This is a genomic window from Mitsuokella sp. UBA4253 (assembly GCF_002395285.1).
Lineage (GTDB): Bacteria > Bacillota > Negativicutes > Selenomonadales > Selenomonadaceae > Mitsuokella > Mitsuokella jalaludinii.
Window position 1 is genome coordinate 27,791 of record NZ_DGWR01000015.1, and the last position, 23,404, is coordinate 51,194.

Below are 23,404 nucleotides of genomic sequence, written 5' to 3' on the forward strand. Positions count from 1 at the left end.
TTGTATGATGACCTTGAGGATACAGATTCCTTGCGGGGTCTTTTTTGTGAGGAGATATCATGATTCAGGGACGCATTCATTCCATCGAAACGTTTGGCTCCGTAGATGGACCGGGGACGCGCTTCATCATCTTCCTGCAGGGCTGTGCGATGCGCTGCCTGTACTGCCATAACGTGGATACGTGGGACGGGCAGCGGGGAGGTGAACTGCGGACAGCAGATGAGCTGCTGGACCAGGCGGAGCGCTATCGGCCTTATTGGGGAGACGAGGGGGGCATCACGGTGAGCGGCGGCGAGCCCCTGCTGCAGATGGATTTCCTGCTGGATCTCTTCCGGAAGGCAAAGGCGCGCGGCATGCACACCTGCATCGATACGGCCGGGCAGCCCTTTACACGCCGGGAGCCTTTTTTCGGCAAGTTCCAGGCGCTCATGGAGGTGACCGACCTCCTGCTCGTGGATATCAAGCACATCGACGCAGACGCGCACCAGAAACTCACAGGCTGTCCCAATGACAATATCCAGGACATGTTCCGCTATCTGTCCGCCATCCATAAGCCCATCTGGGTCCGTCAGGTGCTGGTGCCGGGCTGGACGGATGCGCCCGATTCGCTCCGGCGCACGCGGTCGTTCCTCGATACGCTGACGAATGTGGAGCGCGTCGAAGTGCTGCCGTATCACAACATGGGCCTCTATAAATGGGACGAGCTCGGCATTCCCAATCAGCTCCGCGATGTGCAGCCGCCTTCGGAGAAAGACGTGCAGCAGGCGCGGGATATCTTAGGGGCCGTCTGAAGGAGAGGATCCCTAGAGAAAATGTGATGCCTGGCATGATTCTTTGATTGAAATCAAGGACAGGCCGCGCCAAAAACGGTATGATATGAATCAACGAGAAACAAAAATGTGCATGGACACATAAACGCATCGATGTCTAGAAGAAGGAGGAAATGCGATGAACGTCATGAATCGAGATGCTGCATGGAGGAGCTTCAAGGGTGTAAAGTGGACAGATGATGTCAATGTGCGGGACTTCATCCAGAACAACTACACGCCTTATGACGGCGATGAGAGCTTCCTGGCAGGCCCTACAGAGGCGACGGACAAGCTCTGGGGCAAAGTGCAGGAGCTGCAGAAAGAGGAGCGGAAGCGGGGCGGTGTCCTGGACTGCGAGACGGAAGTCGTCTCGGGAATCACGGCGTACGGCCCGGGCTACATCGATGCATCGCTGAAGGATCTGGAACAGGTCGTCGGCCTGCAGACGGACAAGCCCCTGAAGCGCGCGTTCATGCCGTTCGGCGGCATCCGGATGGCGGAAGAGGCCGCCAAGACGTATGGCTACGAGGTCAATCCCAAATTCCACAAGATCTTTACGGAGTACCACAAGACCCACAACCAGGCGGTCTTCGATGCCTACACGCCGGAGATGCGCAGGGCGCGCCACAGCCATATCGTCACGGGCCTGCCGGATACGTACGGACGCGGCCGCATCGTCGGCGATTACCGCCGCGTGGCGCTCTACGGCATCGATTTCCTCATCGAGAAGAAGAGTGAGGACCTTGCGAACTGCGGCTGCGGTGTCATGACGGACGACATCATCCGCCAGCGCGAGGAGCTCGCCGAGCAGATCCGGGCCTTGAAGCAGATGAAGGAGATGGCCAAGGCCTACGGCTACGACATCTCGGCCCCGGCCAAGAATGCCAAAGAGGCCGTCCAGTGGCTCTACTTCGGCTATCTGGCAGCCATCAAGACGCAGAATGGCGCTGCCATGAGTGTCGGCCGCATCTCCACGTTCCTCGACATCTACATCAGCCGTGACCTCGCGGAGGGAACGCTGACAGAGATGCAGGCACAGGAGCTCATCGATCACCTGACGCTGAAGTTCCGCATGGTGAAGTTTGCCCGCATCCCGTCGTACAACCAGCTCTTCTCCGGCGACCCGGTCTGGGCGACGCTTGAGATGGCCGGCGTCGGCATGGATGGCCGTCACATGGTCACGCGCACGGACTACCGCTTCCTGCACACGCTCGAGAACATGGGCCCGTCCCCGGAGCCGAATCTGACGGTGCTCTATTCGCCTGCCCTGCCCGCAGCCTTCAAGAAGTATGCCGCCCGCATCTCCATTGAGACATCCTCAATCCAGTACGAGAACGACGATGTCATGAAGCCAGTCTGGGGCGACGACTACAGCATCTGCTGCTGCGTTTCGGCCACGCAGACGGGCAAGGAGATGCAGTTTTTTGGAGCGCGCGCTAACCTTGCCAAATGCCTGCTCTACGCCATCAACGGTGGCAAGGACGAAAAATTCCTGACAAAGGACGGCAAACACATGCAGGTGGGGCCGGAGTACATGCCCATCACGTCAGACGTGCTCGACTACGATGAGGTCCTGCATCGCTTCGATCAGATGATGGACTGGCTGGCCGGACTCTACGTGAATATCCTGAACCTCATCCAGTACATGCACGACAAATACTACTATGAGGCAGCTGAGATGGCCCTGATCGACACGGACGTGCGCCGGACCTTCGCCACGGGCATTGCCGGGTTCTCCCATGTCGTCGATTCCCTCTGCGCGATCAAGTACGCCAAGGTCTCCACGATCCGCGACGAATCCGGCCTGGTCGTCGACTACAAGGTCGAAGGCGACTTCCCGAAATACGGCAACGACGATCCGCGCGCCGACGAGATCGCCGTCTGGCTCCTCAAGACCTTCATGACGAAACTGCGCAAGCATCACACGTACCGCAACTCTGAAGCCACGACGTCCATCCTGACCATCACGTCCAACGTCGTGTACGGCAGCGCCACGGGCGCACTGCCAGATGGACGCAAGGCCGGTGCGCCGTTCGCGCCGGGCGCAAATCCGTCGTACGGTGCAGAGCAGAACGGCCTGCTGGCCTCCCTGAACTCCGTTGCGAAGCTCCCGTACGAGTACGCACTCGATGGCATCTCGAACACGCAGACCATCGCGCCGGAAACGCTCGGCCATACCGAATCAGACCGTGTGGACACGCTCGTGCGCGTGATGGACGGCTATTTCAAACAGGGCGCCCACCACCTGAACGTCAACGTCTTCGGCGTTGACAAGCTCATTGACTGCATGGAGCACCCCGAAAAACCGGAATACGCGAACTTCACCATCCGCGTCTCGGGCTACGCCGTCAAATTCATCGACCTGACCCGCCAGCAGCAGCTCGACGTCATCTCCCGCCGCGCCCATCAGAAGATGTGAGCGCATCGAGAGACATCTCATATCCATAAAATTCCCTCGCAAAAATTCCCTCGCAACAAAAGGCATTTACTGTCTGGCCGTTGCGAGGGAATTTTTGCTATAATGACAAGGAGAGCCGTTCATCGTGACACAAGGAGGAAGAGAAATGGACCGTTTAGAAGAAATCCTGGCTGCCAACAAGGCATTTGTGGCTCATGGCAAGCATGACTATACAGAAGAGGATATTGCCGCGAGCAAGCTGCCGAAGAAGAAAATGGCGATTTTCACCTGCATGGACACGAGGCTGACGGAGATCCTCGAGCCGGCCATGGGCATCCAGCGCGGCGATGCCAAAATCATCCGCACGGTCGGCAACTACCTCACCGGCGAATTTGATGCGGTCATCCGCAGCCTGATGGTGGCTATCTATGAACTCGGCGTCGAGGAGATCTTTGTCGTCGGGCATTACGAGTGCGGCATGGCCAAGACAACGGCAGACAGCCTCGCCGCTGCGATGCGCGCGCATGGCGTGAGTGAGGGCGCCATTGCCAAGATCCATGGCGAACTCGAGACGTGGGCCAACGCGTTCCGCGATCCTGTCGAGAATGTCAAGGATGCTGTGGCCAAGATAGCCGGCAACCCGTACATCCCGAAGAACATTAAGGTACACGGCCTGATGATCCATCCCCGCACCGGGAAGCTCGATGTCATCCAGACGGCAGCAGACAAGCCCGTGTCTGGGGAGGCGGCAGGGCAGGAACCATCTTCAAAGCAGCAGTGGCTTGACTGGACCGTGAAGATCCAGAGCCTTGCACAGGCCGGCCTTCATTATGGGCGGGATCGGTTTGACCTTGAGCGCTATCAGGAACTGCGCGATATTGCCGCCGCAATGATGGTAGCGCAGGCAGATCTGCCGCTCGCAAAAGTCAAAGATCTCTTCTGCAATGAGACGGGCTATCAGACGCCCAAGATCGATACGCGCGCGGCCATTTTCCAGGAGGACAAGATCTTGCTCGTTCATGAAAGCACGGGAAAATGGTCTTTGCCCGGCGGCTGGTGTGATGTCGATCAGTCGGTCGCGGATAATACCATCAAAGAAGTCAAGGAAGAGGCTGGCCTCGATATCGCCATTACCCGTGTCATCGCCATCGACGACTGGCGCAGGCACAATCGATGCAACAATCCCTACGGGATTATCAAGATTTTCTCCCTCTGCAAGGTCCTAGGCGGCTCCTTTCAGCCCAATATCGAGACCACCGAAGCGGCGTATTTTTCCGAGCAGAAACTGCCGCAAAACATCGCCCTCGAGAAAAACAGCCTCGACCAGATTCACCGCTGCTTCGTCGCACATCGTACGCCGGACTGGAAAACCACGATGGACTAAAACGCAGTGAATGTACACCTGCTGCTGGAGGTTGACCCGCAGTTCGGTATCCACAAAGCAGTAAAGACGATCAAGGGTAAAACGTCGAGGATACTTCGGCAGGAATTTCATTTATTTTTGCATTTCGAAAGGCTTCTTCCATGTCGGCTGCACAGGAAAGGTAACACACATTATAACGACAACTGGTTTATCTGGCAATGCGATCTGCCTCAACTACACTAAAATGAACTTAATAAATAAAAAGGAAGTTGCTTCTGTAGCAACTTCCTTTTTGTTTTATCGTTTCAAGTGACGGATGGAATCATGATAGCCTGCAAGGAAGTCGGCAACATAAAATCACGTTAGTCACACAAAATAACCGTAAGGATTATCATCGAATGTTCAGCCATACACGAGATTACTTACACATTACTTCCGATAAGTATAAATTATCGGAAGTAATATTTTAACCTAAAATCCTGGAAAAACCGGCGGGAATCTATCCGCATTACCTTAAGTAATACCATATATATTACCGTAAATACCTTGTTAATACTTAAGTATGTATGGCAATACTTAAGTATTATAAAATGATTTCCCCTGCCGATTGAGCGAATGTGATTGCTCGGTGCTTTCTCGTAGGCGGTTTTCGATACAAGAAAGCCCCGCAGGATCGATGGTATTCGGTCATGCGGGGCTTGATTTAGGACTGTTGTCCGGATAATCCGGAGTTTCTTTTGCGCAGCAGCGGCCTGCTTTTTGATGCAATGACGATAATGCTATCTATTCATAGCATGTTATTGTATGCGATTGCATCGGCAGTGCCATCTTCTGCTTGCACTTGCTGCAGGAATCGTGCTTTTATCAGCACGGTTCTCCTGCTTTGAAGCGGGCCATCATCTCGTTTGTGAGGCTCCAGTCGTCTGGCTGCAGGATGACGTCTTCTGGCTTTGCCCAGAAGGCGCGGCTGAGCTCTTCGCGGTCCATCTGGATGGTGTCGTCGCCGTCGAGGTCGCAGTAGAATCCGGCGAGAATGTCGGCGGCGCTGCCCCACGGCTGGGATTTGTAATAGCGGATGTTCTTGACCTTGAGGCCGACTTCTTCGGCGACTTCACGCTCGACCGTCTCTTCGAAGGTCTCGCCGATCTCGGTGAAGCCTGCTATGAGCGCGTAGACGGTCGTGTCGCTGTGGCCTGCTGCGTAGCGCGTCAAAAGGATCTTTCCATCGTGCAGGACACCGACGATGATGGCCGGGTTGATGCGCGGGTAGATGACGTGGTTGCACTTGGAGCAGCGCAGAGCGCGCTCCTTTGTGTCGAGTACAGTCGGCTGGCCGCAGACGCCGCAGAAGCGGTTCGTGTGGTACCAGCCGTAGAGGTGCAGGGCCGTGTAGAAGGCGTAGAAGCTCGGCAGCTTTGCCTCCTTGTTCTGACGGATGTTCTTGATGGGCTCGAAGGCAAAATCTGCTGGGATGACTGGTCTTTTTTCGCTGAGCAGCAGGAAGAATGCCTTCTTGCCGATCGTGAAGAGGTAGACGCAGCCGTCGGGGCGGCCGAGCTGGGCAAACGTCGGGAAGAGCTTGCCTTCATCCTGGCGCACAAGTACCGTGCGCGCGTCGAAGACGAATACGACGCTGTCATCCATCGGCTCAGCCGACGGCTTGTACTGGTTGTCGAGTTTCTTTGGTGCAATATCCTGGATCATGGGGATTCCTTTCTGTGACTCTGTAGCTCTGTGCCCTATCTTGAGGCTCTGCGTGGGCCGGTGCGGCGCGTACATGACGCATGCGGATGCCCGAGTCCCTCGGGTAAAATGTGTGTCAGGGCTGACGTTATACCAGATACCAGCTGCGCCCGCGCTCTTCTGCCGGTGTCGTCGGCGCTGAGTGGCCCGAGAGCAGCAAGGTGTCGTCGGGCAGTGTCAGGATGCGCTCGCGGATGCCGCGCAGCAGTGCCTCTTCATCGCCGCCGTACATGTCGGTGCGGCCGTAGCTGCCCTGGAAGATGGAATCGCCGACAAAGGCGGCCCCATCCTCTTTCGTGTAATAGATGACGCCGTCTGCTGTGTGGCCTGGCAGGTCGAGGAGCTCCATCTGGAAGGACGGCTTCTCTTTGAGCGCGATGACAGCATGGTCTGCGAGATACGTGACATCCTTGAGCACGATGGGGTCCTCGGTCTGAGAAGAGAGGTTCCAGACGGGGTTCTCGGCGTAGAGCATCCCCTTCTCGCCCATATACACGGGGATCTGGAGTACCGCCTGCAGTTCGTTGACGGCGCCGATGTGGTCGAAATGGCCATGCGTCAGCAGGATGGCCTCAATGGTCAGGTCCTTCTCGCGGATGAGCTCGAGCAGTTTACCCGCCTGTGCGCCGGGGTCTATGAGGAAGCCGTGCTTCGTCTCATTGTCGGCGTAGATGTACGCGTTGGTCGGAATGTACTTCGTGACAGTTGCCTGCAAAATCATGGGAGACTCTCCTTTCTGTTGTTTGTTGCCCGCTTCAGCAGATGGCGCTCAGTCAAGGCCGTAGACTGCATTGAGCATGGCCGTGCCGCTGGCGGTGCGGAAGACTTTCTCGCGGAATGCGAGAATGGCTTTTTGGGAGAGTGCGTCTTCGTAAGCGTTGACCAGGAAGTCGGCTTCGAGCAGCAGTTGGTAGTCTGCCCCATCGACATCTTTATAGGTGTGATGATGGCCGATGAGGTAGCAGATGCGCTCAATCATGGCAGATGGGATGCCAGAGACGTCTTCGAGCAGCTTGCGCGCAGGTGCTGGCCCCTCTTTTTCCTGGTAGATGCCTGCAGCGCTCCTGTACTTCGCCTCAGCGGCATGGATGCCGATGTCGTGCAGGATGGCGGCGAGCTCGAGCGTCTGCTGGACCTCTGCGCGCAGTCCTTCCTGGCGGCCGAGCAGGGCGGCATAGGTGTAGACTTTGAGGAAGTGCTGGATGCGCTTGGCATCACCGGCGTCAAAGGTGATCATCGCCTGCAGGACTTCATCGCGCTTCTTGGCAAAAGTTTCTTCTGTCATGGGTGTTCCTCTCTCCGGCTTTACAGTCGGCTCGATTTCATGGAATATCCGCTGCATCAGTAAACTGCGGCAGCGGCCTGCGAAAGCGCAGGGGCAGCTGTTGTCTCGCTGTCAGCTGCTGCTTTTGCGGTCTCTTCTTCCTGCTCGAAGCCGTAGTCGAGCAGAGCGGCGGCTTCACTGAAGCGCGTCTCGTCGTCGGAATGCATGACGACGGCGATGAGCTCTTTGTCACCGCGCTTGGCCGCGGCGCTCAGGCAGCCGCGTGCGGCGCTTGTCCAGCCCGTCTTGATGCCCGTGCAGCCCGGATACGATTCGAGCAGCTCATTCGTGTTGCGACAATATGTCTTGTGGCCCTGCGGCGCGATGTAGTAGATGTTCTTTGCCTTCGTGCCGACAATCTGGCGGAAGGCGTCGTTGTGCATGGCGTAGGCGGCAATCTTGGCCATGTCGCGCGCTGTCGAGTAGTGGTTGGCGTCCGGCATGCCGTTCATGTTGACGAAATGCGTGTTGACGGCACCGATTGCCTGCGCCTTCTCATTCATCATCGCGGCGAAGGTGGCTTCATCTCCGCCGACTGCCTCCCCGACGGCCGTCGCTGCGCCGTTGTCAGAGATCATCATCATCTGCTGCAGGATGTCGGCCATGCGCAGGGTGTAGCCCGGATAGAGGCGCGCGCACTCGACATCGGCTGCATAGCGGCTGACGGTGACGAGCTGGTCGGGACTGCTCGTCTCGAGCGCGAGGATGCAGGTCATCATCTTCGTCATGCTGGCCGGGTATTCGCGCTTGTCAGCGTTCTTCTCATAGAGCACCTGCCCCGTCGCCTCGTCGATGACGATGGCGGCGTCTGCCGTGATGTCCGGCGCTGCGGCCATGGCAACGGCCGACCAGACGAGCAGCAGCACGAGGCTCAGCAGTGCGGTATAGATTCGTTTACAAGATTTCAAAATGTTCATGCTCCAATCCGTCCCCCTCTTTCGGCAATTCCAGGCAAGATGCCGCCAGGGACTCTTCCTGCATTATAGCTTCATCGTCTGGCATCGTCAAATTTTTCCAATCCCTTTGAAGACGTTTTGAAGACTTTCCGCTCCCTTTGCATTCATGGCTCTCAGGATGACTCACCCATGCGGCTGGCTCCTCGATTTCCTCTAATATTCATAAAACTCTTTTTTTCGAACATACATGTGCTATAATAGAGAACAGAACGAAACAAATAGACTGATGACGCAATCGGATAGATAAGGGGGATGTATTATGCGCAAGACGAGCAAATCAAGTGACCGCCAGAAAGAGATCTTCCAGTTCATCAAGGCTTTCCTGCTCGAGAAGGGCTATCCGCCTTCCGTAAGGGAAATCGGCGAGGCTGTCGGGCTCAAGTCGAGCTCAACGGTCCACAGTTACTTGTCGCGCCTCGAGGCCAATGGCATGATCAAGCGCGACCCGACGAAGCCGCGCGCTATCGATATCCTCGACGAGCGCCCGTGGCGCCAGAATGTGCCGGTGCCGATGCTCATCGGCATCCACAAGGGTGCGGCACTCTTTGACGAGAAGAATTTCAGCGACGTCTACTCCTTCCCGCAGGAACTGCTCGCTACCCACAAGAAGACGTACCTCGTGCGCATGCCGGATGATGGCCTGCGGGAAGCAGGCATCGCAGAGGGTGACTTTCTCTTCATCACGCCGCAGGAATTTGCCAATGACTTCGACCTTGTCGTCGCAGAAGTGGACAGGCGCTCAACCGTGCGCTACTTCCGCCAGGACCAGAAAGGGACCTACCTCCTGAAGAGCCGCGAGGAAGAGGCGGAGCCGTGCCCAAGCGTGGTCACGGTCCTCGCCCGCGTGATCAGTGTCTACCATAAGATCTGAATCAGGATTGCTCTGCAGTGCGGGACGAACAGGCAGACAAAAATAACGATAACAATATAACAACATGACAACAAAAAACGGCGTCTGCCCGAGTGTGTATGTTCTCGGGCAGACGCCGTTTGATATTGCCGTATCGTATCTCTGTGTCAATCCGTTTCGTCGAGGTCAAGGACGGCCTGTGCGGCGCCCATGATACCGATAATGGCGTGCTCGAAGGTCAGGCCACCCTGCAGGTAGACGTTGTAGGGTGCGCGCAGCGGGCCGTCGGCACTGAACTCGATGGAAGCGCCCTGCACGAAGGTGCCTGCTGCCATGATGATCTTGTCGGCGTAGCCCGGCATGTCCCACGGCTCCGGCGCGGCGAAGGAATCGACAGGCGAATACTTCTGGATGCCGCCGCAGAAGGCGATGAGCTTGTCGGCGCTGCCGAGCTCGATGGCCTGGATGATGTCGCCGCGCACGTCCGTCGGCAGTGGCAGCGTCTTGTAGCCGAGCTTGGCGAACATGCCTGCGGCAAAGATCGCGCCCTTGATGGCCTGTGAGACGACGTGCGGCGCGAGGAAGAGGCCCTGGAACAGCAGGCGGTTGTTCGAGAGGCTCGCGCCGAGCTCGTCGCCCATGCCCGGTGCCGTCAGGCGGTACGAGGCGAGCTCGACGAGGTCGTCGCGGCCGACGATGTAGCCGCCGGTCGGTGCGATGCCGCCGCCGGGGTTCTTGATGAGGGAGCCCGCCATGATGTCGGCCCCTGCCTGCGTCGGCTCTTCGTAGTCGACGAACTCGCCGTAGCAGTTGTCGACAAAGCAGATGCAGTCGGGCTTGATGCGGTGAACTTCCGTCGTGATGGCGCGGATGTCCTCGATGGAGAGCGGGCTGCGCATGCTGTAGCCGCGCGAGCGCTGGATCTCGACCATCTTCGTCTTGTCGGTGATGACGTCCTTGATGTGCGCCATGTCGACCTTGCCCGCGACCATCGGCAATTCGTTGTAGAGCACACCGAATTCCTTGAGGGAGCCGGGGCTCGGGTTGTCGTAGCCGATGACCGTCTGCATCGTGTCGTACGGCTTGCCCGTCAGCGAGACGAGCTCGTCGCCGGGGCGCAGGATGCCGAAGAGCACCGTCGCCAGCGCGTGCGTGCCCGAGACGAACTGCGTGCGCACGAGCGCGCGCTCTGCGCCGAAGATCTTCGCGTAGAGCTCTTCGAGCTTGCCGCGGCCGATGTCGTCGTAGGCATAGCCCGTCGTCGTGTTGAAGTGGGCGTCGGAGACGCGGCACTCGCGCATGGCATCGAGGACCTTCAGCGTGTTGGCCTCGGCCACATCCTCGATGTGCGCAAAGAGCGGTTCGGATTCCTTGAGGACCTCGCGCTTGAGATCCGTGATTTTCTTGGAAAATGACATGGAAATACTTACCTCACAGTCTATTACAGTTATTTATTGTCAAGGTGGGATTCGTGGACTTCATAGGGCTCGAAGCGCGCCCGCTTCGAGGCGGGCAGGCTGACCTTGACGAGTGTGCCCGCTTCCGTGTAGTCCGTCTCGCGGACGGCGTGGAGATCGTGCAGCTCCGTCAGCAGCCGTCCTTTGGCAAAGGGAATCAGGAGTTCCATCCGGACCTGCTGCTCAGAGAAGAATCGTTCGATGAGCTGCTGGAGCTCGTCGAGGTTGGCGCCCGTCTGAGCGGAGACGCAAATGCCCTCGCGGCCGTGCAGCAGTATGGCTTCCTGCGCTGGCGTCAGTCCCTCCCCTGCCCGCTCTTCGCCCTCTGTGCCGGACGCTTTGAGGCGGTCGGCCTTGTTGAAGACGTAGAGCGTCGGCTTTGAGACGGCATCGAGCTCCTTGAGAACCTCGACGACTGACTCGATCTGCTGCTCGTAGTTCTCGTTGCTGCAGTCGACGACGTGCAGCAGGAGGTCGGCTTCCTGCACCTCCTCGAGTGTCGCGCGGAAGGCCTTGACGAGCGTGTGCGGCAGCTTCTGGATGAAGCCGACGGTGTCGGTCAGGAGGATTTCCTGCTTCTCGGGCAGGATGAGGTGGCGCGTCGTCGGGTCGAGTGTCGCGAAGAGCTTGTCCTCGGCAAAGACTTCCGAGCCCGTGAGCCGGTTCAAGAGTGTCGATTTGCCCGCGTTGGTGTAGCCGACGAGGGCGACGAGCGGGATGCGCGAGAGCTTGCGGCGGCGACGGTGCAGGTGGCGGTTCTTCTGCACGGCATCGATCTGGGACTCGAGGTCGTGGATGCGCGCGTAGATGCGGCGTCGGTCGACTTCGAGCTTCGTCTCGCCAGGGCCGCGCGTGCCGATGCCGCCTCCGAGGCGTGAGAGCACGAGGCCCTGACCGCCGAGGCGCGGCAGATTGTACTGGAGCTGTGCGAGCTCGACCTGCAGCTTGCCCTCTTTCGTGCGGGCGCGCTGCGCGAAGATGTCGAGGATCAGCGCCGTGCGGTCGATGACCTTGATGCCGAGCATCTGCTCGAGGTTGTGCTGTTGCGACGGCGTGAGCTCGTCATCGAGGATCAAGAGTGTCGCGTCGCGGTTCTGGACTTCCATGGCGATCTCGGCGACCTTGCCGCGCCCGAGGAAGAAGGCGGCGTCGGGCTTCTCGCGGCGCTGGATGAAGGTGCCGACGATGGTGGCGCCCGCCGTGTCGGCGAGGCGCGCGAGCTCGGCCATCGATTCGTCGACGGGCCATAGCGCCCTGCCGCAGTCGAGGCCGGCGAGCAGGGCGCGCTCTTCCTCATCTTCTGTCGACTTCGTGTTGCGCGCGCTGAGCTTCTTGTTGATCGTCGTGATGAGATACGTCAGGTTAATCGTGTGCAGCGCGCGCTCCGGCAGCGGGCCGACGCTGCTGAGCTGCTCCGTGCCGTCCTCGGCGCAGTCGCCGGTGAAGAAGCCGAGCGAGCCGATGATCTCCCCTGCCTTGTCGGCGCGGAAGCCAATGGCCGCCATGCAGTCGAAGCGCAGGCGGCGCAGCGACGAGAAGTCGGGCTCACTGAGGCGCGTGTCGCCGCTCGGATGCGTATGGATGCAGCGGATACCCGTGAGCTTGCCCTCGGCGCGGCGCGACTTGAACTCCGGCAAGTCGACCGTGTCGGTGTCGCCGACCGACACCTGCAGGACCTTGCCCTGGCGATTCAGGTAGACGGCGACCTCGCGGCCGAGCAGCTCCGTGACCTCGAGCATCTCTGTGTTGAGCTCGTGCGTCGAGAGCTGGCCAATCGGCACGGTCAGCTCGTAGAGCGCTTCGAGGCGCTTGACGATGTACTGTTTGATGTTCTGGATCTCTCCATTGATCTGAATGGTCTGCATAGGATACCTCATGGGTCAACCGCGGTTGACGATGTTCGATATGTGCTTGAGCGTGATGGAAAGCGTGCCGTCCTCGTTGTTGTTGAACTCGACGAACTCCGTGTTGTCGAAGTAATCCGTCGGGATGGTCAGCTCGATGCCCGTGTCGGTCTTGAGCTTGTGGCGGCTGACCTTCTTGAGCGTCGCCTCCGGGTCCATCTGGACGGGCTCTGTAATGCCCGCATCGCGGATGGCCGTGTCGAGCTCCTGCTGCATGGCGGGATTGTCCTGGAAGATCTCCTTGCCCGCCTCCTGCAGGTCGAGCTCCGCGCCCTTCTGCATCGTCTCGGCCACGTAGCTCTTGACGGCGGCTTCGGCCATGACCTTGTCCTGGCCGAACGACTCAGCGACCTGGGCGGCCGCCTTGCTGAGGTTCTTCATCGCTTCCTTCGGCGAGGGCGTCAGGCTGCACTCGAGCAGAACTTCCGGCAGGACGAAGACGGCGTCGCCGTCGAGCGTGTACTTCTTGGCTGCCGTCTTGATGGCCTTCGTCCGGCCGTTGATGAAGGCGAACTCGTCAATCTTCTGCGAGAGGTTCGGCATGATGGAATAGTGGTTGATGATCTCGTTCTGGATGCCATCCTCCGTCTGGTTGACCTGGTGCGTGAAGCCGATGTGGCTGTTGCTGCGCAGGATGACGAGGTACGGCACCTCGTCAATGCTCGCCTGTGCGACGATGACATCGGATGCGGGCATCTCCTCGGCGTGTGTCAGGGCGTCGTCGAGTGTCTTGGCAATCGCCTTGCTTAGGGCGACGAAGTCGAGCGTTCCCGACTCGTAGTCCTGCAGCTCTTTGAAGAAGGCGCTGTCCTCGCAGAAAGTGCCTGGCTTGGCGTCCTGGCTGACCCAGGCGCGCTCGATGTGCTTCAAGAGCCAGGTCTCGACGCTGTCTTTTACAGGAAGTTCTGCATCCGAATAGACCGTCACACCCGAATGGAAGTCGAGAATGTGAAGGATGGCCTTCTCGATGATGATCATGATTGTTCCTCCCCTGTGCACGGTCCCTCAGCGGATGCCTTTGCCTTTTTCGCAGCATCTTCTGCCTCGGCGCGGCGGCGGACTTCCTGCAGGCGCGGCACGAGGTAGGTCTGCAGGCGCTCCTCGAGCTCCGGCAGGGTATTCGAGTCGAAGTCGTAGTTGACATCCGGGATGTTCCAGATGCGCGCTTCGCTGAAGAACTCGTCGCGGTAGATGTTGAAGTAGACCGTCACGCTACTCTCGAGCGCGAAGTCGACGTAGTCGATGATGATGTACGAGCCGTTGTTGATCTTGACGGGCTGGGCGGGATGGATGAAGAGCGAAAAGCCCTCGAGCGTCTCTGGCAGTTCATTGCCCGTCTTCCACGTGAGGATCTCCTTGGCGCGCACGATGCTCGAGATGCTGGCCGGGTCAAACGTCTCGAGTTCCGCGAGCAGGGACTCGAGCTGCGCTTTGAGCAATGCTTCAAAGACGGTAAAGTCCGCCGTGATGAACTCGATGCGGCAGAGCTCGATGAGCCCGATCTTGATGCGCAGCTTGTACTCGTGCGTTTCCTCGTGGAAGTAGGCCGTCGCGCTCTTGTGCAGCGATTCGCTCTCATACGTGAAGATGTCGTAGCAGTCGCCGAGCGGCTCCTCGATGCGGCGCAGCGCGAAGCCATGCCAGCTGTCCGGCAGCTTCTCCAGGTATTCCCAGCCGTCGAGCTCCTGTCGCACCTTCTCGATTGTCTCTTCTTTCATCTGCACACCTCTCTCATTTCCCAAGATACTGTTTCGGCCTTATCAGCAATACTTTATTATAACAGTCCTCTGCGCTTGTTTCAACTGCGGCAAGGCTTTCGCGCCATGTTGTAAGTTTTATATTGACAAGTGAGAATGATTATACTATACTAATCATAAATCAAGGATATCGTCTGTATGAATGCTACGATATCACAGCACAAGAAGAATCAAGAGAAAAGAGGAGAAACACCATGGGTATCCAGGAATCGCTGGCCAAGCGCCGCACGTACTACAACATCAACAAGGAACTGCCGGTCGCAGAGGAAGAAGTCGTCGCGCTCGTCGAGAACACGACGGAGCTCGTGCCGGATGCGTTCAACATGAAGAGTGCCCGCGTGATTGTCGTGACGAAAGCAAAGCAGGATGAACTCTGGGACGCCATCTACGAGGCTTTCGGCGGCAAGGTCGCCCGCGAGAAGATTGATAGCTTCAAGGCGGGCTACGGCACGCTGCTCTACTTCTACGACGAGGACGTCGTCAAGGGCCTCCAGGAGCAGTTCCCGCTCTATGCGGCAAACTTCCCGATCTGGGCACAGCAGGCCAACGGCATGCTGCAGATTAGTATCTGGACGGCACTGCGCGAGCTCAACATCGGCGTCAACCTCCAGCACTACAACCCCGTCATCGACGAGACGGTCAAGAAGATGTTCTCGGTGCCGGATTCCTGGAAGCTCATCGCCCAGATGCCGTTCGGTGGCATCGCCGCTGAGCCGCAGGCAAAGGACAAGGAAGACATCAAGGCCCGCGTCAAGGTCTTTGGCTGAGTCCTGTATCTTCATGATCTTCATAGGAACAAGCAATAAAAAGCTCCGCAGCATGCGTATCGCTGCGGAGCTTTTTGTTGAGAGAACGGCGCCAGTCGGCTCATGTTTCCGTGCCAGCCGACTGCTTCCCACTGCCGCTCCTCATAGATAGGTCCGTTCGCCCTTAGGACCCACCTCTTATCTAGGCCCAACAAGAAAGGAGACTGTAAGGATTGCGGTAATCCTTACAGTCTTTACTATAACAGAGATTGCTCAGAAAATCAAGAGCAACAGGGACAAAATCGAAAGAATACAGTTGTAAACAATCGTGAATCAAGTGTCTGACTGCCCGACAAGTGCCATAAGGCCTGCTTCATCGAGGATGGCGATGCCGAGGGCAGTCGCCTTCTGCAGTTTGCTGCCGGCCGCCTCGCCGGCGACGAGATAGTCTGTCTTCTTGGAGACAGAGCCTGCGACGCGCCCGCCGTGGCTCTCGATGAGCGCGGCAGCATCTTTGCGGCTCAGGCTCGGCAGCGTGCCCGTGATGACGAAAGTCATGCCGTCGAACTTCGTGTCGACAAGGCCCGTGTCCTTGAGCGTGAAGTTGACGCCAGCGGCACGGAAGGCCTCGAGGATCTTCTGGCTGGCAGGGGCGCGGAAATACTGCACGATGGCCTTCGCGCTGATCTCGCCCATGTCGCGGACCGCGAGGATCTCCTCTTCGGAAGCCTTGGCCAGCGCATCGATGGAGCCAAAGTGCAGCATGAGCTCGCGGGCGGCCGTGCGGCCGATGCCCGGGATGCCGAGTCCCGTCAGCAGGCGCAGCGGCTCATTCTTTTTGCTCGCCTCGATGGCCGTGAGGACCTTGTCGGTGTTCTTTTCCTTGCCGATGATGCCCTTCTCGATGAGTTCTTCGCGCCTGTCTGCCAGGTGGTAGAGGTCGGCAATCGTCGTGATGCAGCCTTCCTCGATCAAGCTGTGGATAGCCGCCTCGCCGAGGCCTTTGATATCCATGGCCGAGCGTCCGACGAAATTGAGGATGTGGCTCTCGAGCTGAGCCGGGCAGCTCGGGTTCTGGCACTTGATGTCAGAGGTGTCCGGCTCGCGCACGGCGGGCGCGCCGCAGACCGGGCAGCGGCTGCCGATGACAAATGGCTCTGTGCCTGCGGGGCGCTTCTCCTTGACGACTTCCTTGACCTTCGGGATGATCTCGCCCGACTTGTAGACGCGCACCGTGTCGCCGATGCGCACGTCGAGGTTGTCGATGAAGTCCTGGTTGTGCAGGGTCGCGCGCTCGACCGTCGTGCCGCAGAGCCGGATCGGGTCAAAGACAGCCGTCGGCGTGATGCGTCCCGTGCGCCCGACCGAGAGCTCGATCTTGCGGATGACCGTCTCCTTCTCCTCCGGCGGGTACTTGTAGGCAATCGCCCAGCGCGGCACCTTGGCTGTCGCGCCGAGCTTCTCGCGGTCTGCGAGATTGTTGAGCTTGACGACCGCGCCGTCGATGTCGTAGGGCAGGCTGCCGCGGCTCTCGCCAATGGCGGTGATGGCCTGCCAGACTTCCTCTGCCGTGCGGCAGACTTTGTAGTTGTGGATGACCTTGATGCCCTGCTTCTTCATGAAGGCATACGCCTCGGTGTGCGTCGTGAACTGACGGCCGCGGGCCGTCTGCAGGTTGAAGACGAAGAGCGAGAGATGGCGCTCTTTCGTGATGCGGCTGTCGAGCTGACGCAGCGTTCCCGCGGCGCAGTTGCGCGGATTGGCAAAGGGCTTGAGCCCCAGGAGCTCCTGGCGTGCGTTGACCGCCGCAAAGGCCTTCTTCTCCATGTACACTTCACCGCGGATCTCGAAATACGGCAGCTTGTCCTTGAGCGTTTTTTTGACGTCGTGGATGACTCTTGCGTTCTCTGTGACGTCCTCGCCCTGCACGATGCCGTCGCCGCGCGTGATGGCGCGCACGAGCACACCGTCCTCGTAGCGCAGCGCCATCGAGAGGCCGTCGATCTTCTCCTCGACGACGAATTCCGGATTGTCGAGCTCCTGCTGCAGTTCCTCGACGAAGGCGAAGATCTCTTCCTTGCTGAAGACATCCTGCAGTGAGAGCATCGGCACATCGTGCTTGACGAGCACGCCGGCCGTGCGGCGCGCCTGGCCGCCGACGACCTGCGTCGGCGAGTTCTTGGTGATGAGCTCCGGGTATTTCGCCTCGATGGCCTTGAGGCGCAGCATGAGCTGGTCGTACTCGTAATCCGAGATCTCGGGATTGTCCTCATTGTAATAGCGGTTATTGTGGTAGCGGATGACCTTGCGGAGCTCGGTGAGCTCCTTCTTGACCGCCTGGATGGACTCCGGTATATCTGCCATCATGATCACTCCTTCCCCCTGGTTTCCTGTCGTTCTGTCTCATGCCTTGGTAATCGGGGCGTACTTCTGCATGAGGCCTTTGACGCCCTGGCCCGGGAAGGCAATCTTGAGCTCGACTTCTTCGCCGCTTCCCTTGACGGAGACGACGGTACCGACGCCCCACTTGCCGTGGCGCGCCTTGTCGCCGACCTTCCACTTGATGCTCGTATCGGGGCGGATGACGCCGGCGGCTGCGGGGCGCGCACTGCTCTGGCGCTCGCGCAGGGCCTCCATCGCCTCGAGGGCCGACTGCGGCTTGCCCGCGAAGTGCGTGCCCGTCCCCATCTGGTTGGCGCTCGGGCGGAAGCTCATGAAGCCGGAGCGCTGCTGGGCGCCGTAGTGGTTGGCGTTGGCGAAGCCATAGGCATTAGCGCGCGGCACAAGGCGCTCGACGTACTCGTCGGGGATCTCCTTGAGGAAGCGCGAGGGCGGGAAGGCCTGCGTCTTGCCGTAGATCGTGCGCTGGCGCGCATTCGTCAGGTAGAGCTTGCGCTGGGCGCGCGTGATGCCGACATAGCACGTGCGGCGCTCCTCCTCAATCTCATCGGGATTCATGAGCGTGCGCGAATGCGGGAAGAGCCCCTCCTCCATGCCGATCATGAAGACAATGGGGAACTCGAGGCCCTTGGCCGAGTGCAGCGTCATGAGCGTCACGCGGTCGTCCTCGATGTCGGCGTTGTCGATGTCGGAGACGAGCGAGAGTTGCGAGAGGAAGGTCTCGAGGTTCGGGTTCTCCTCCGACTTCTCGAAGTCGCGCGCGACGCCGATGAATTCCTTGAGATTCTCGATGCGCGACTCGTTCTCCGTCTTCTTGTCGGCCTTGAGCTCCGCGAGGTAGCCCGAGTCCTTGAGCACCTTGTCGATGAGATCGTCGAGCTTCATGTTCATGTGGGTATTCATGAAGTTGAAGATGAAGGTCGTGAAGAGCTCCAAGGGCTTCTTGACGCGCGCCGTGATGCCCGGGATGGCGTCGAGCACCTCCGGGTTCGAGATGACGTCAAAGAGCGAGAGTTCCTGCTCTTCGGCAAAGGCCGTGAGCTTCGCCATCGTCGTCGCGCCGAGGCCGCGCTTCGGCACGTTGATGATGCGCATGAGGCTCACGGTGTCGAGCGGGTTGTAGATGACGCGCAGGTATGCGAGGATGTCCTTGATCTCCTTGCGGTCGTAGAACTTGAGGCCGCCGACCATCGTGTACGGGATGCCCGAGCGCATGAACGTCTCCTCGATGATGCGCGACTGGGCGTTCGTGCGGTAGAGGATGGCGATGTCGCCGTACGAGGCGTTGAAGATCGTGCGCTGCTTCGTGATGGTCGTCGTGATGAACTGCGCCTCGTCGCGTTCGTCCATCGCCTGATACGAGGTCAGCTTCTCGCCCGTCGCGTTCTCCGTCCAGAGTTCCTTGGGCTTGCGGTTGACATTGTGCTCGATGACGGCATTGGCCGCCGCGAGGATGTTCTTCGTCGAGCGGTAGTTCTGCTCGAGCTTGATGACTGTCGCTTCCGGGTAGTCCTTCTCGAAGTCCATGATGTTGCGGATGTCGGCGCCGCGCCATCCGTAGATGGACTGGTCGGCATCGCCGACGACGCAGAGGTTGTGATGGCGCGCGGCGAGGATCTTCGTGAGCTGGTACTGGGCGCCGTTCGTGTCCTGGTACTCGTCGACGAGGATGTAGCGGAAGCGCCCCTGGTACTTGCGGCGGATGTCCTCATTCTCCTCGAGCAGCACGACGGAAATCATCAGCAAATCGTCGAAGTCGAGCGCGTTGTTGTTGCGCAGCTTCGCTGCATAGAGGCGGTAGATCTCAGCAATCTTCTTCTGGTGGAAGTTGTCGGCGTCGCGCTCCATGGCCTTCGGCCCCATGAGCTGGTTCTTAGCGTTCGAGATCGCATTCTGGACGCTCGCGGGCGTGTACTGCTTGTCGTCGAGATTCATCTCCTTGAGGCATTCCTTGATGACGGTCTGGCTGTCAGACGAATCGTAGATGACGAAGTTGCGCTTGTAGATGTCCGTCGCCTCGATCTCGCGGCGCAGGAAGCGCGCACAGAACGAGTGGAATGTGCTGAGCCAGACATCTTTGGCGGCGTCACCGATCATGCGGTCGACGCGCTCGCGCATCTCTGTCGCCGCCTTGTTGGTGAAGGTGATGGCCAGGATGCTGTACGGTGCGACCCCCTGCGCCAAGAGGTTTGCGATGCGGCAGGTCAGCACCTTCGTCTTGCCCGAGCCGGCACCTGCCATGATGAGCAGCGGTCCTTCCGTATGTGCGACGGCCTTCTTCTGTGCGGGGTTCAAGCCACTGAAAATATCCAAAGTATCCTCCAATCGTTTCTCTTTGTTGCATGGTTTCTGGTTCTATCGATAGGAAAGCCTTCCCCCCATTGCATCTGCAGCGGGGAGAAGGCTCTTTTATCAGTCATGATTTGCGTCACGCGGACGCAGCGCAATAACGGGCAATCAGTTCTTGCCGATGCGCTTGACGGCCTCGGAGAGAGGCGGGATGACCTGTTTCTTGCGGCTCATGACGCCCGGCAGGTAGATGTGCGTGCCGCTTGCGTCCTTCTTGAAGGCCTCACCGATGAGCGTCTTCGGCGAGCCCGTGAAGAGCAGGTACGTCGCTTCCTGCAGGATGTCCGTGACCATGACGAGGCTGAGGTCGAAGCCCTCCTTGTCGCAGATGTTCTGCATCGCTTCGATGAGCTGCGGCTCGAGGTCCATGACTTCCTTCGGGTCCATGACCGAGATCTGGCTGACGATGACGCGGTAGTCGCCGATCTGGAACTCCTTGAGGTCGTTCTTGGCAATCTCAGCCGGCGTCATGTCGCCGATGCCGGAACCAGCCTTGAGCATCGCCATGCCGTATTCCTGGATGTCGACGCCGGCGATCTCAGCGAGGCGCTCTGCCGTCTTCTTGTCGTACGGCGTGCAGGTCGGGCTCTTGAAGAGGACCGTATCCGAGAGGATGGCCGAGAGCAGGAGGCCTGCGATGGATGCCGGGATGTCGACATCGTTCTGCCAGTGCATGTTGGCGACGATCGTTGCCGTGCAGCCGACCGGCTCAGCATGCGTGAAGATCGGCTCGCTCGTCTGGATGCCGCCGAGGCGATGATGGTCGATGATCTCGAGGATCTTGGCTTCCTCGATGCCCTCGACAGCCTGGCCGCGCTCATTGTGGTCGACGAGGATGACGCGGTCGCGCTCCGGCAGCATGAGGTTGTCGCGGCTGACGAGGCCGACGAGGCGGCCGTTCTCGAGGACCGGGTAGTTGCGGTAGTTCGTCTCCTCCATCGTGCCCTTGATGTCCGAGAGCAGGTCGAGCGGCTTGAAGCAGACCGGGTCCGGATGCATGATGCGGCGGATCGGCACGCACTGGTTGATCAGTCGGGCTACCGTATACGTGTCATACGGCGTCGAGAGGACGAAGATGTGCTTTGCCTCAGCGGCTTCGATGACATCAGCCGAGATGCGGCCATTGCCCGTGATGATGAGGCAGGAGATGCCCTGATCGACGATGTCGATGAGCGTCTCATCGTGGCGGTCGCCTACGAGCACGATGTCGTTCTTCTCGACCGTGTCCTGGATCATCTTGATCGAGCCGGCAGCGATGCGGATCTTGCCGTGGATGAAGTCGCTCTCATTACCCGAGACGAGCACCTTGCTGTCCGTGGCCGCGATGATATCGCGATAGCGTACGCGCATCTCCGAGAGATCCTGCATGCTGAGCTCCTGGAAATAGCGCTTGGCGAGGTCCGATACCGTGACGATGCCGACGAGAATGCCCTTGCTGTCCGTGACCGGCACCGATTTGAGGTCATGGCCGCGCATGACTTCGCCGAGATGGCGCAGCGTGTCGTGCTGGCGGACGACGATCTTGCAGTCGAGTGTGACATCCTTGACGCGCGGATAGAGATCCGACAGCAGCAGCGGCTGCTCGACGTGGAAGTAGTCGAGTGCGTATTTCGTCTCCGCATTGACCTTGCCGGCACGCGCCGGGACTGCGTTGAAGCCAAGTGCCTGCTTCAGGTGCGCATAGCCGATGGCCGAGCAGATGGAATCCGTATCCGGATTGCGATGACCAATGACATAAATCGGTTTCGTGCTCTTCATGTTAAAAAATCCTCCTCTATTTCACAGCGGGGGCATAGCCCCGGTTGATACGATGCAATCTAGTATTCATTATACGCAAAAATCACTTTGACGTCCAGTAGTCTGCCCCGCTCTTTTTACAAACAAAGAAGCCCTGCCCGTCCATGGAATATGGACGGACAGGGCTTTGCCATATCTTGAGCGGCACCTGTGCTCTATGCAATCAACGAGATCTGGACGCGCGTTCGGCTGTTCTCTTGGGCAGTCTGTCGCTGTCGGGATCTGGCGCATCGCGCAGCAGCAGATTCAAGAGGATGGCCGTGATGCTGCCAATCGTGATGCCGCTGTTGCAGAGGATCTGGACCCAGGTCGGGAACTTGCTGTAGAAGCTCGGCACGCCAATCGGGATCAGGGCGACGGCAACGCTGATGGCAACGACCATGATGTTGCCCTTCTTGTGCAGCTCTGCCTTTGAGAGCGCCTGGAAGCCGCTGGCGGCGACCATGCCGAACATCGCGAGGCCCGCGCCTCCTAAGACCATCGTCGGCACACTGGCGACGACGGCGGCCATCTTCGGGAAGAGGCCGAGGATCATGAGCATGACGCCGCAGACGGCGACGATGTAGCGGCTGCGCACGCCCGTCATGCCGATGAGACCGATGTTCTGGGCAAAGGCGGTGTACGGGAAGGTGTTGAAGATGCCGCCGAGTGCCGTGGAGAAGCCGTCGGCACGCAGCGCCTTCGTCAGCATGCTCTCGGTCATCGGCTTGTCGACAATCTCGGTGACCGCGACGATATCACCTGTCGTCTCGGCCATCGTCACGAGCATGACGAGCGTCATCGCGAGGCACGAGACCGGTTCAAAGACGGGATAGCCGAAGGCGAACGGCGTCGTGATGCCGAGCGCTGCCGCCTCCCCTACGGCGTGGAAATCGGCCATGCCGAGCGCATCGGCAATCAGCGTGCCGATGACAAGGCCGAGAAGCACACTGATCTGGCGCAAAAAGCCGCGGCAGACACGGTAGATGACGAGAATGATGGCGAGCACGACGGCGGCCATGAGGATGTGAGTCGGCTCACAGTAGTCGGGCGCAGACGGGTTTGCACCGGCAATCCAGTTGACGGCGACCGGCATCAGCGAGAGGCCGATGACCGTGATGACCGAACCCGTGACGACTGGCGGGAAGAAGCGCAGCATCTTGCTGAAGAAGTTGCTGATGACGAAACAGGCGACGCCGGCGAAGATGGCAGCGCCGTAGACGACCTGCAGGCCGGCCGCGCCGCCGCCGTGCGTGTTGGCGATGATGATCATCGGCGTGACGGCGGTGAAGGTGCAGCCCTGGACGATCGGCAGCTTGGAGCCGATATAGTCACGAATGCTCAGCGACTGGACGAGCGTCGCGATGCCGCAGGTGAAAAGGTCGGCATTGATGAGGTAGATGAGCTCTTCCGTACTGAGATGAACCGCCCCCGCGAGGACGAGCGGCACGGCGACGGCACCCGCGTACATGGCGAGGACGTGCTGGAAGGCGTAGACGATCGTCCTGCCCCACGGCAGCTTCTGGTCGACGGGATGGACAGCGGCGGTAGCAGTTGTAGTCACGATGGGCG

The 23,404-nt window shown here is 59.1% G+C and carries 17 protein-coding genes and 1 pseudogene; 6 read left to right on the forward strand and 12 right to left on the reverse strand.

What is annotated here, in order from left to right; all coding sequences use genetic code 11:
- The first annotated feature begins 56 nt into the window (after positions 1–56).
- From pflA to B2X55_RS07500, 4 genes and pseudogenes are all read left to right on the forward strand, one after another.
- Positions 57–791, forward strand: a complete 735-nt coding sequence (gene pflA, locus B2X55_RS07480) for a pyruvate formate-lyase-activating protein (RefSeq protein WP_349678246.1) — start codon at positions 57–59, stop codon at positions 789–791.
- Between the two features lie 166 nt (positions 792–957).
- The gene (gene pflB / locus B2X55_RS07485) at positions 958–3,228 is read left to right on the forward strand and encodes a formate C-acetyltransferase (RefSeq protein WP_286821792.1); all 2,271 of its coding nucleotides are present in this window, start codon (positions 958–960) and stop codon (positions 3,226–3,228) included.
- A gap of 145 nt (positions 3,229–3,373) precedes the next feature.
- A complete protein-coding gene (locus tag B2X55_RS10845) occupies positions 3,374–4,591 on the forward strand; it encodes an NUDIX hydrolase N-terminal domain-containing protein (RefSeq protein ID WP_349678240.1) in 1,218 nt (405 codons plus the stop codon).
- A gap of 9 nt (positions 4,592–4,600) precedes the next feature.
- Positions 4,601–4,732, forward strand: a pseudogene (locus B2X55_RS07500) (transposase); the annotation flags it as partial.
- Positions 4,733–5,434: 702 nt separating this feature from the next.
- Here B2X55_RS07500 and nudC read toward each other — a convergent pair.
- The 4 genes from nudC to B2X55_RS07520 form a co-directional block, all read right to left on the reverse strand.
- Entirely contained in the window at positions 5,435–6,274 is an 840-nt protein-coding gene (gene nudC, locus B2X55_RS07505; RefSeq protein ID WP_286821563.1) for an NAD(+) diphosphatase, read from the reverse strand.
- Between the two features lie 127 nt (positions 6,275–6,401).
- Positions 6,402–7,034: an MBL fold metallo-hydrolase gene (locus tag B2X55_RS07510; RefSeq protein WP_286821565.1), complete on the reverse strand. Its 633-nt coding sequence runs from the start codon at positions 7,032–7,034 to the stop codon at positions 6,402–6,404.
- A 48-nt stretch (positions 7,035–7,082) separates the two neighbouring features.
- On the reverse strand, positions 7,083–7,598 hold the full coding sequence (locus B2X55_RS07515; protein WP_286821566.1) for an HD domain-containing protein: 516 nt from the start codon (positions 7,596–7,598) through the stop codon (positions 7,083–7,085).
- 56 nt (positions 7,599–7,654) lie between these two features.
- Entirely contained in the window at positions 7,655–8,554 is a 900-nt protein-coding gene (locus B2X55_RS07520; RefSeq protein WP_286821567.1) for a D-alanyl-D-alanine carboxypeptidase family protein, read from the reverse strand.
- A 298-nt stretch (positions 8,555–8,852) separates the two neighbouring features.
- Between B2X55_RS07520 and lexA the strand changes: the two genes are divergently transcribed.
- Entirely contained in the window at positions 8,853–9,464 is a 612-nt protein-coding gene (gene lexA / locus B2X55_RS07525; RefSeq protein WP_036374730.1) for a transcriptional repressor LexA, read from the forward strand.
- A 146-nt stretch (positions 9,465–9,610) separates the two neighbouring features.
- Here the strand turns inward: lexA and B2X55_RS07530 are convergent, their stop codons facing one another.
- Genes B2X55_RS07530 through B2X55_RS07545 form a run of 4 tightly spaced genes read right to left on the reverse strand, consistent with a single transcriptional unit; the run spans position 9,611 to position 14,522 of the window.
- The gene (locus B2X55_RS07530; RefSeq protein ID WP_036374729.1) at positions 9,611–10,861 is read right to left on the reverse strand and encodes an aminotransferase class I/II-fold pyridoxal phosphate-dependent enzyme; all 1,251 of its coding nucleotides are present in this window, start codon (positions 10,859–10,861) and stop codon (positions 9,611–9,613) included.
- Positions 10,862–10,890: 29 nt separating this feature from the next.
- Positions 10,891–12,765, reverse strand: a complete 1,875-nt coding sequence (hflX, locus tag B2X55_RS07535) for a GTPase HflX (protein WP_286821569.1) — start codon at positions 12,763–12,765, stop codon at positions 10,891–10,893.
- 15 nt (positions 12,766–12,780) lie between these two features.
- Positions 12,781–13,782: a nucleoid-associated protein gene (locus B2X55_RS07540; RefSeq protein ID WP_286821570.1), complete on the reverse strand. Its 1,002-nt coding sequence runs from the start codon at positions 13,780–13,782 to the stop codon at positions 12,781–12,783.
- Positions 13,779–14,522 carry a hypothetical protein gene (locus tag B2X55_RS07545; protein ID WP_286821571.1) on the reverse strand — a complete coding sequence of 248 codons (744 nt, stop codon included), beginning with the start codon at positions 14,520–14,522 and terminating at the stop codon, positions 13,779–13,781. Before B2X55_RS07545 ends, B2X55_RS07540 begins: the two co-directional genes overlap by 4 nt.
- A gap of 233 nt (positions 14,523–14,755) precedes the next feature.
- Between B2X55_RS07545 and B2X55_RS07550 the strand changes: the two genes are divergently transcribed.
- Positions 14,756–15,328: a nitroreductase family protein gene (locus tag B2X55_RS07550; protein ID WP_286821572.1), complete on the forward strand. Its 573-nt coding sequence runs from the start codon at positions 14,756–14,758 to the stop codon at positions 15,326–15,328.
- A 312-nt stretch (positions 15,329–15,640) separates the two neighbouring features.
- On the opposite strand, the gene ligA is transcribed toward B2X55_RS07550, so the two are convergent.
- The 4 genes from ligA to B2X55_RS07570 form a co-directional block, all read right to left on the reverse strand.
- Positions 15,641–17,674 carry an NAD-dependent DNA ligase LigA gene (ligA, locus tag B2X55_RS07555; RefSeq protein WP_414683491.1) on the reverse strand — a complete coding sequence of 678 codons (2,034 nt, stop codon included), beginning with the start codon at positions 17,672–17,674 and terminating at the stop codon, positions 15,641–15,643.
- Positions 17,675–17,710: 36 nt separating this feature from the next.
- Positions 17,711–20,020: a DNA helicase PcrA gene (gene pcrA, locus B2X55_RS07560; RefSeq protein WP_286821574.1), complete on the reverse strand. Its 2,310-nt coding sequence runs from the start codon at positions 20,018–20,020 to the stop codon at positions 17,711–17,713.
- Positions 20,021–20,164: 144 nt separating this feature from the next.
- Positions 20,165–21,814: a putative manganese-dependent inorganic diphosphatase gene (locus B2X55_RS07565; protein WP_286821575.1), complete on the reverse strand. Its 1,650-nt coding sequence runs from the start codon at positions 21,812–21,814 to the stop codon at positions 20,165–20,167.
- Between the two features lie 202 nt (positions 21,815–22,016).
- On the reverse strand, positions 22,017–23,396 hold the full coding sequence (locus B2X55_RS07570) for a nucleobase:cation symporter-2 family protein (RefSeq protein WP_286821576.1): 1,380 nt from the start codon (positions 23,394–23,396) through the stop codon (positions 22,017–22,019).
- Between the last annotated feature and the right edge of the window lie 8 nt (positions 23,397–23,404).

Excerpts from the sequence above, each read along its gene's own strand:
- B2X55_RS07530 (WP_036374729.1), bottom strand. The coding sequence starts at position 10,861 with ATGTCATTTTCCAAGAAAATCACGGATCTCAAGCGCGAGGTCCTCAAG.
- B2X55_RS07550 (WP_286821572.1), top strand. The coding sequence starts at position 14,756 with ATGGGTATCCAGGAATCGCTGGCCAAGCGCCGCACGTACTACAACATC.
- hflX (WP_286821569.1), bottom strand. The coding sequence starts at position 12,765 with ATGCAGACCATTCAGATCAATGGAGAGATCCAGAACATCAAACAGTAC.
- B2X55_RS07515 (WP_286821566.1), bottom strand. The coding sequence starts at position 7,598 with ATGACAGAAGAAACTTTTGCCAAGAAGCGCGATGAAGTCCTGCAGGCG.
- B2X55_RS07540 (WP_286821570.1), bottom strand. The coding sequence starts at position 13,782 with ATGATCATCATCGAGAAGGCCATCCTTCACATTCTCGACTTCCATTCG.
- B2X55_RS07510 (WP_286821565.1), bottom strand. The coding sequence starts at position 7,034 with ATGATTTTGCAGGCAACTGTCACGAAGTACATTCCGACCAACGCGTAC.
- lexA (WP_036374730.1), top strand. The coding sequence starts at position 8,853 with ATGCGCAAGACGAGCAAATCAAGTGACCGCCAGAAAGAGATCTTCCAG.
- nudC (WP_286821563.1), bottom strand. The coding sequence starts at position 6,274 with ATGATCCAGGATATTGCACCAAAGAAACTCGACAACCAGTACAAGCCG.
- B2X55_RS07565 (WP_286821575.1), bottom strand. The coding sequence starts at position 21,814 with ATGAAGAGCACGAAACCGATTTATGTCATTGGTCATCGCAATCCGGAT.
- ligA (WP_414683491.1), bottom strand. The coding sequence starts at position 17,674 with ATGATGGCAGATATACCGGAGTCCATCCAGGCGGTCAAGAAGGAGCTC.
- B2X55_RS07520 (WP_286821567.1), bottom strand. The coding sequence starts at position 8,554 with ATGAACATTTTGAAATCTTGTAAACGAATCTATACCGCACTGCTGAGC.
- pflB (WP_286821792.1), top strand. The coding sequence starts at position 958 with ATGAATCGAGATGCTGCATGGAGGAGCTTCAAGGGTGTAAAGTGGACA.
- B2X55_RS10845 (WP_349678240.1), top strand. The coding sequence starts at position 3,374 with ATGGACCGTTTAGAAGAAATCCTGGCTGCCAACAAGGCATTTGTGGCT.
- B2X55_RS07545 (WP_286821571.1), bottom strand. The coding sequence starts at position 14,522 with ATGAAAGAAGAGACAATCGAGAAGGTGCGACAGGAGCTCGACGGCTGG.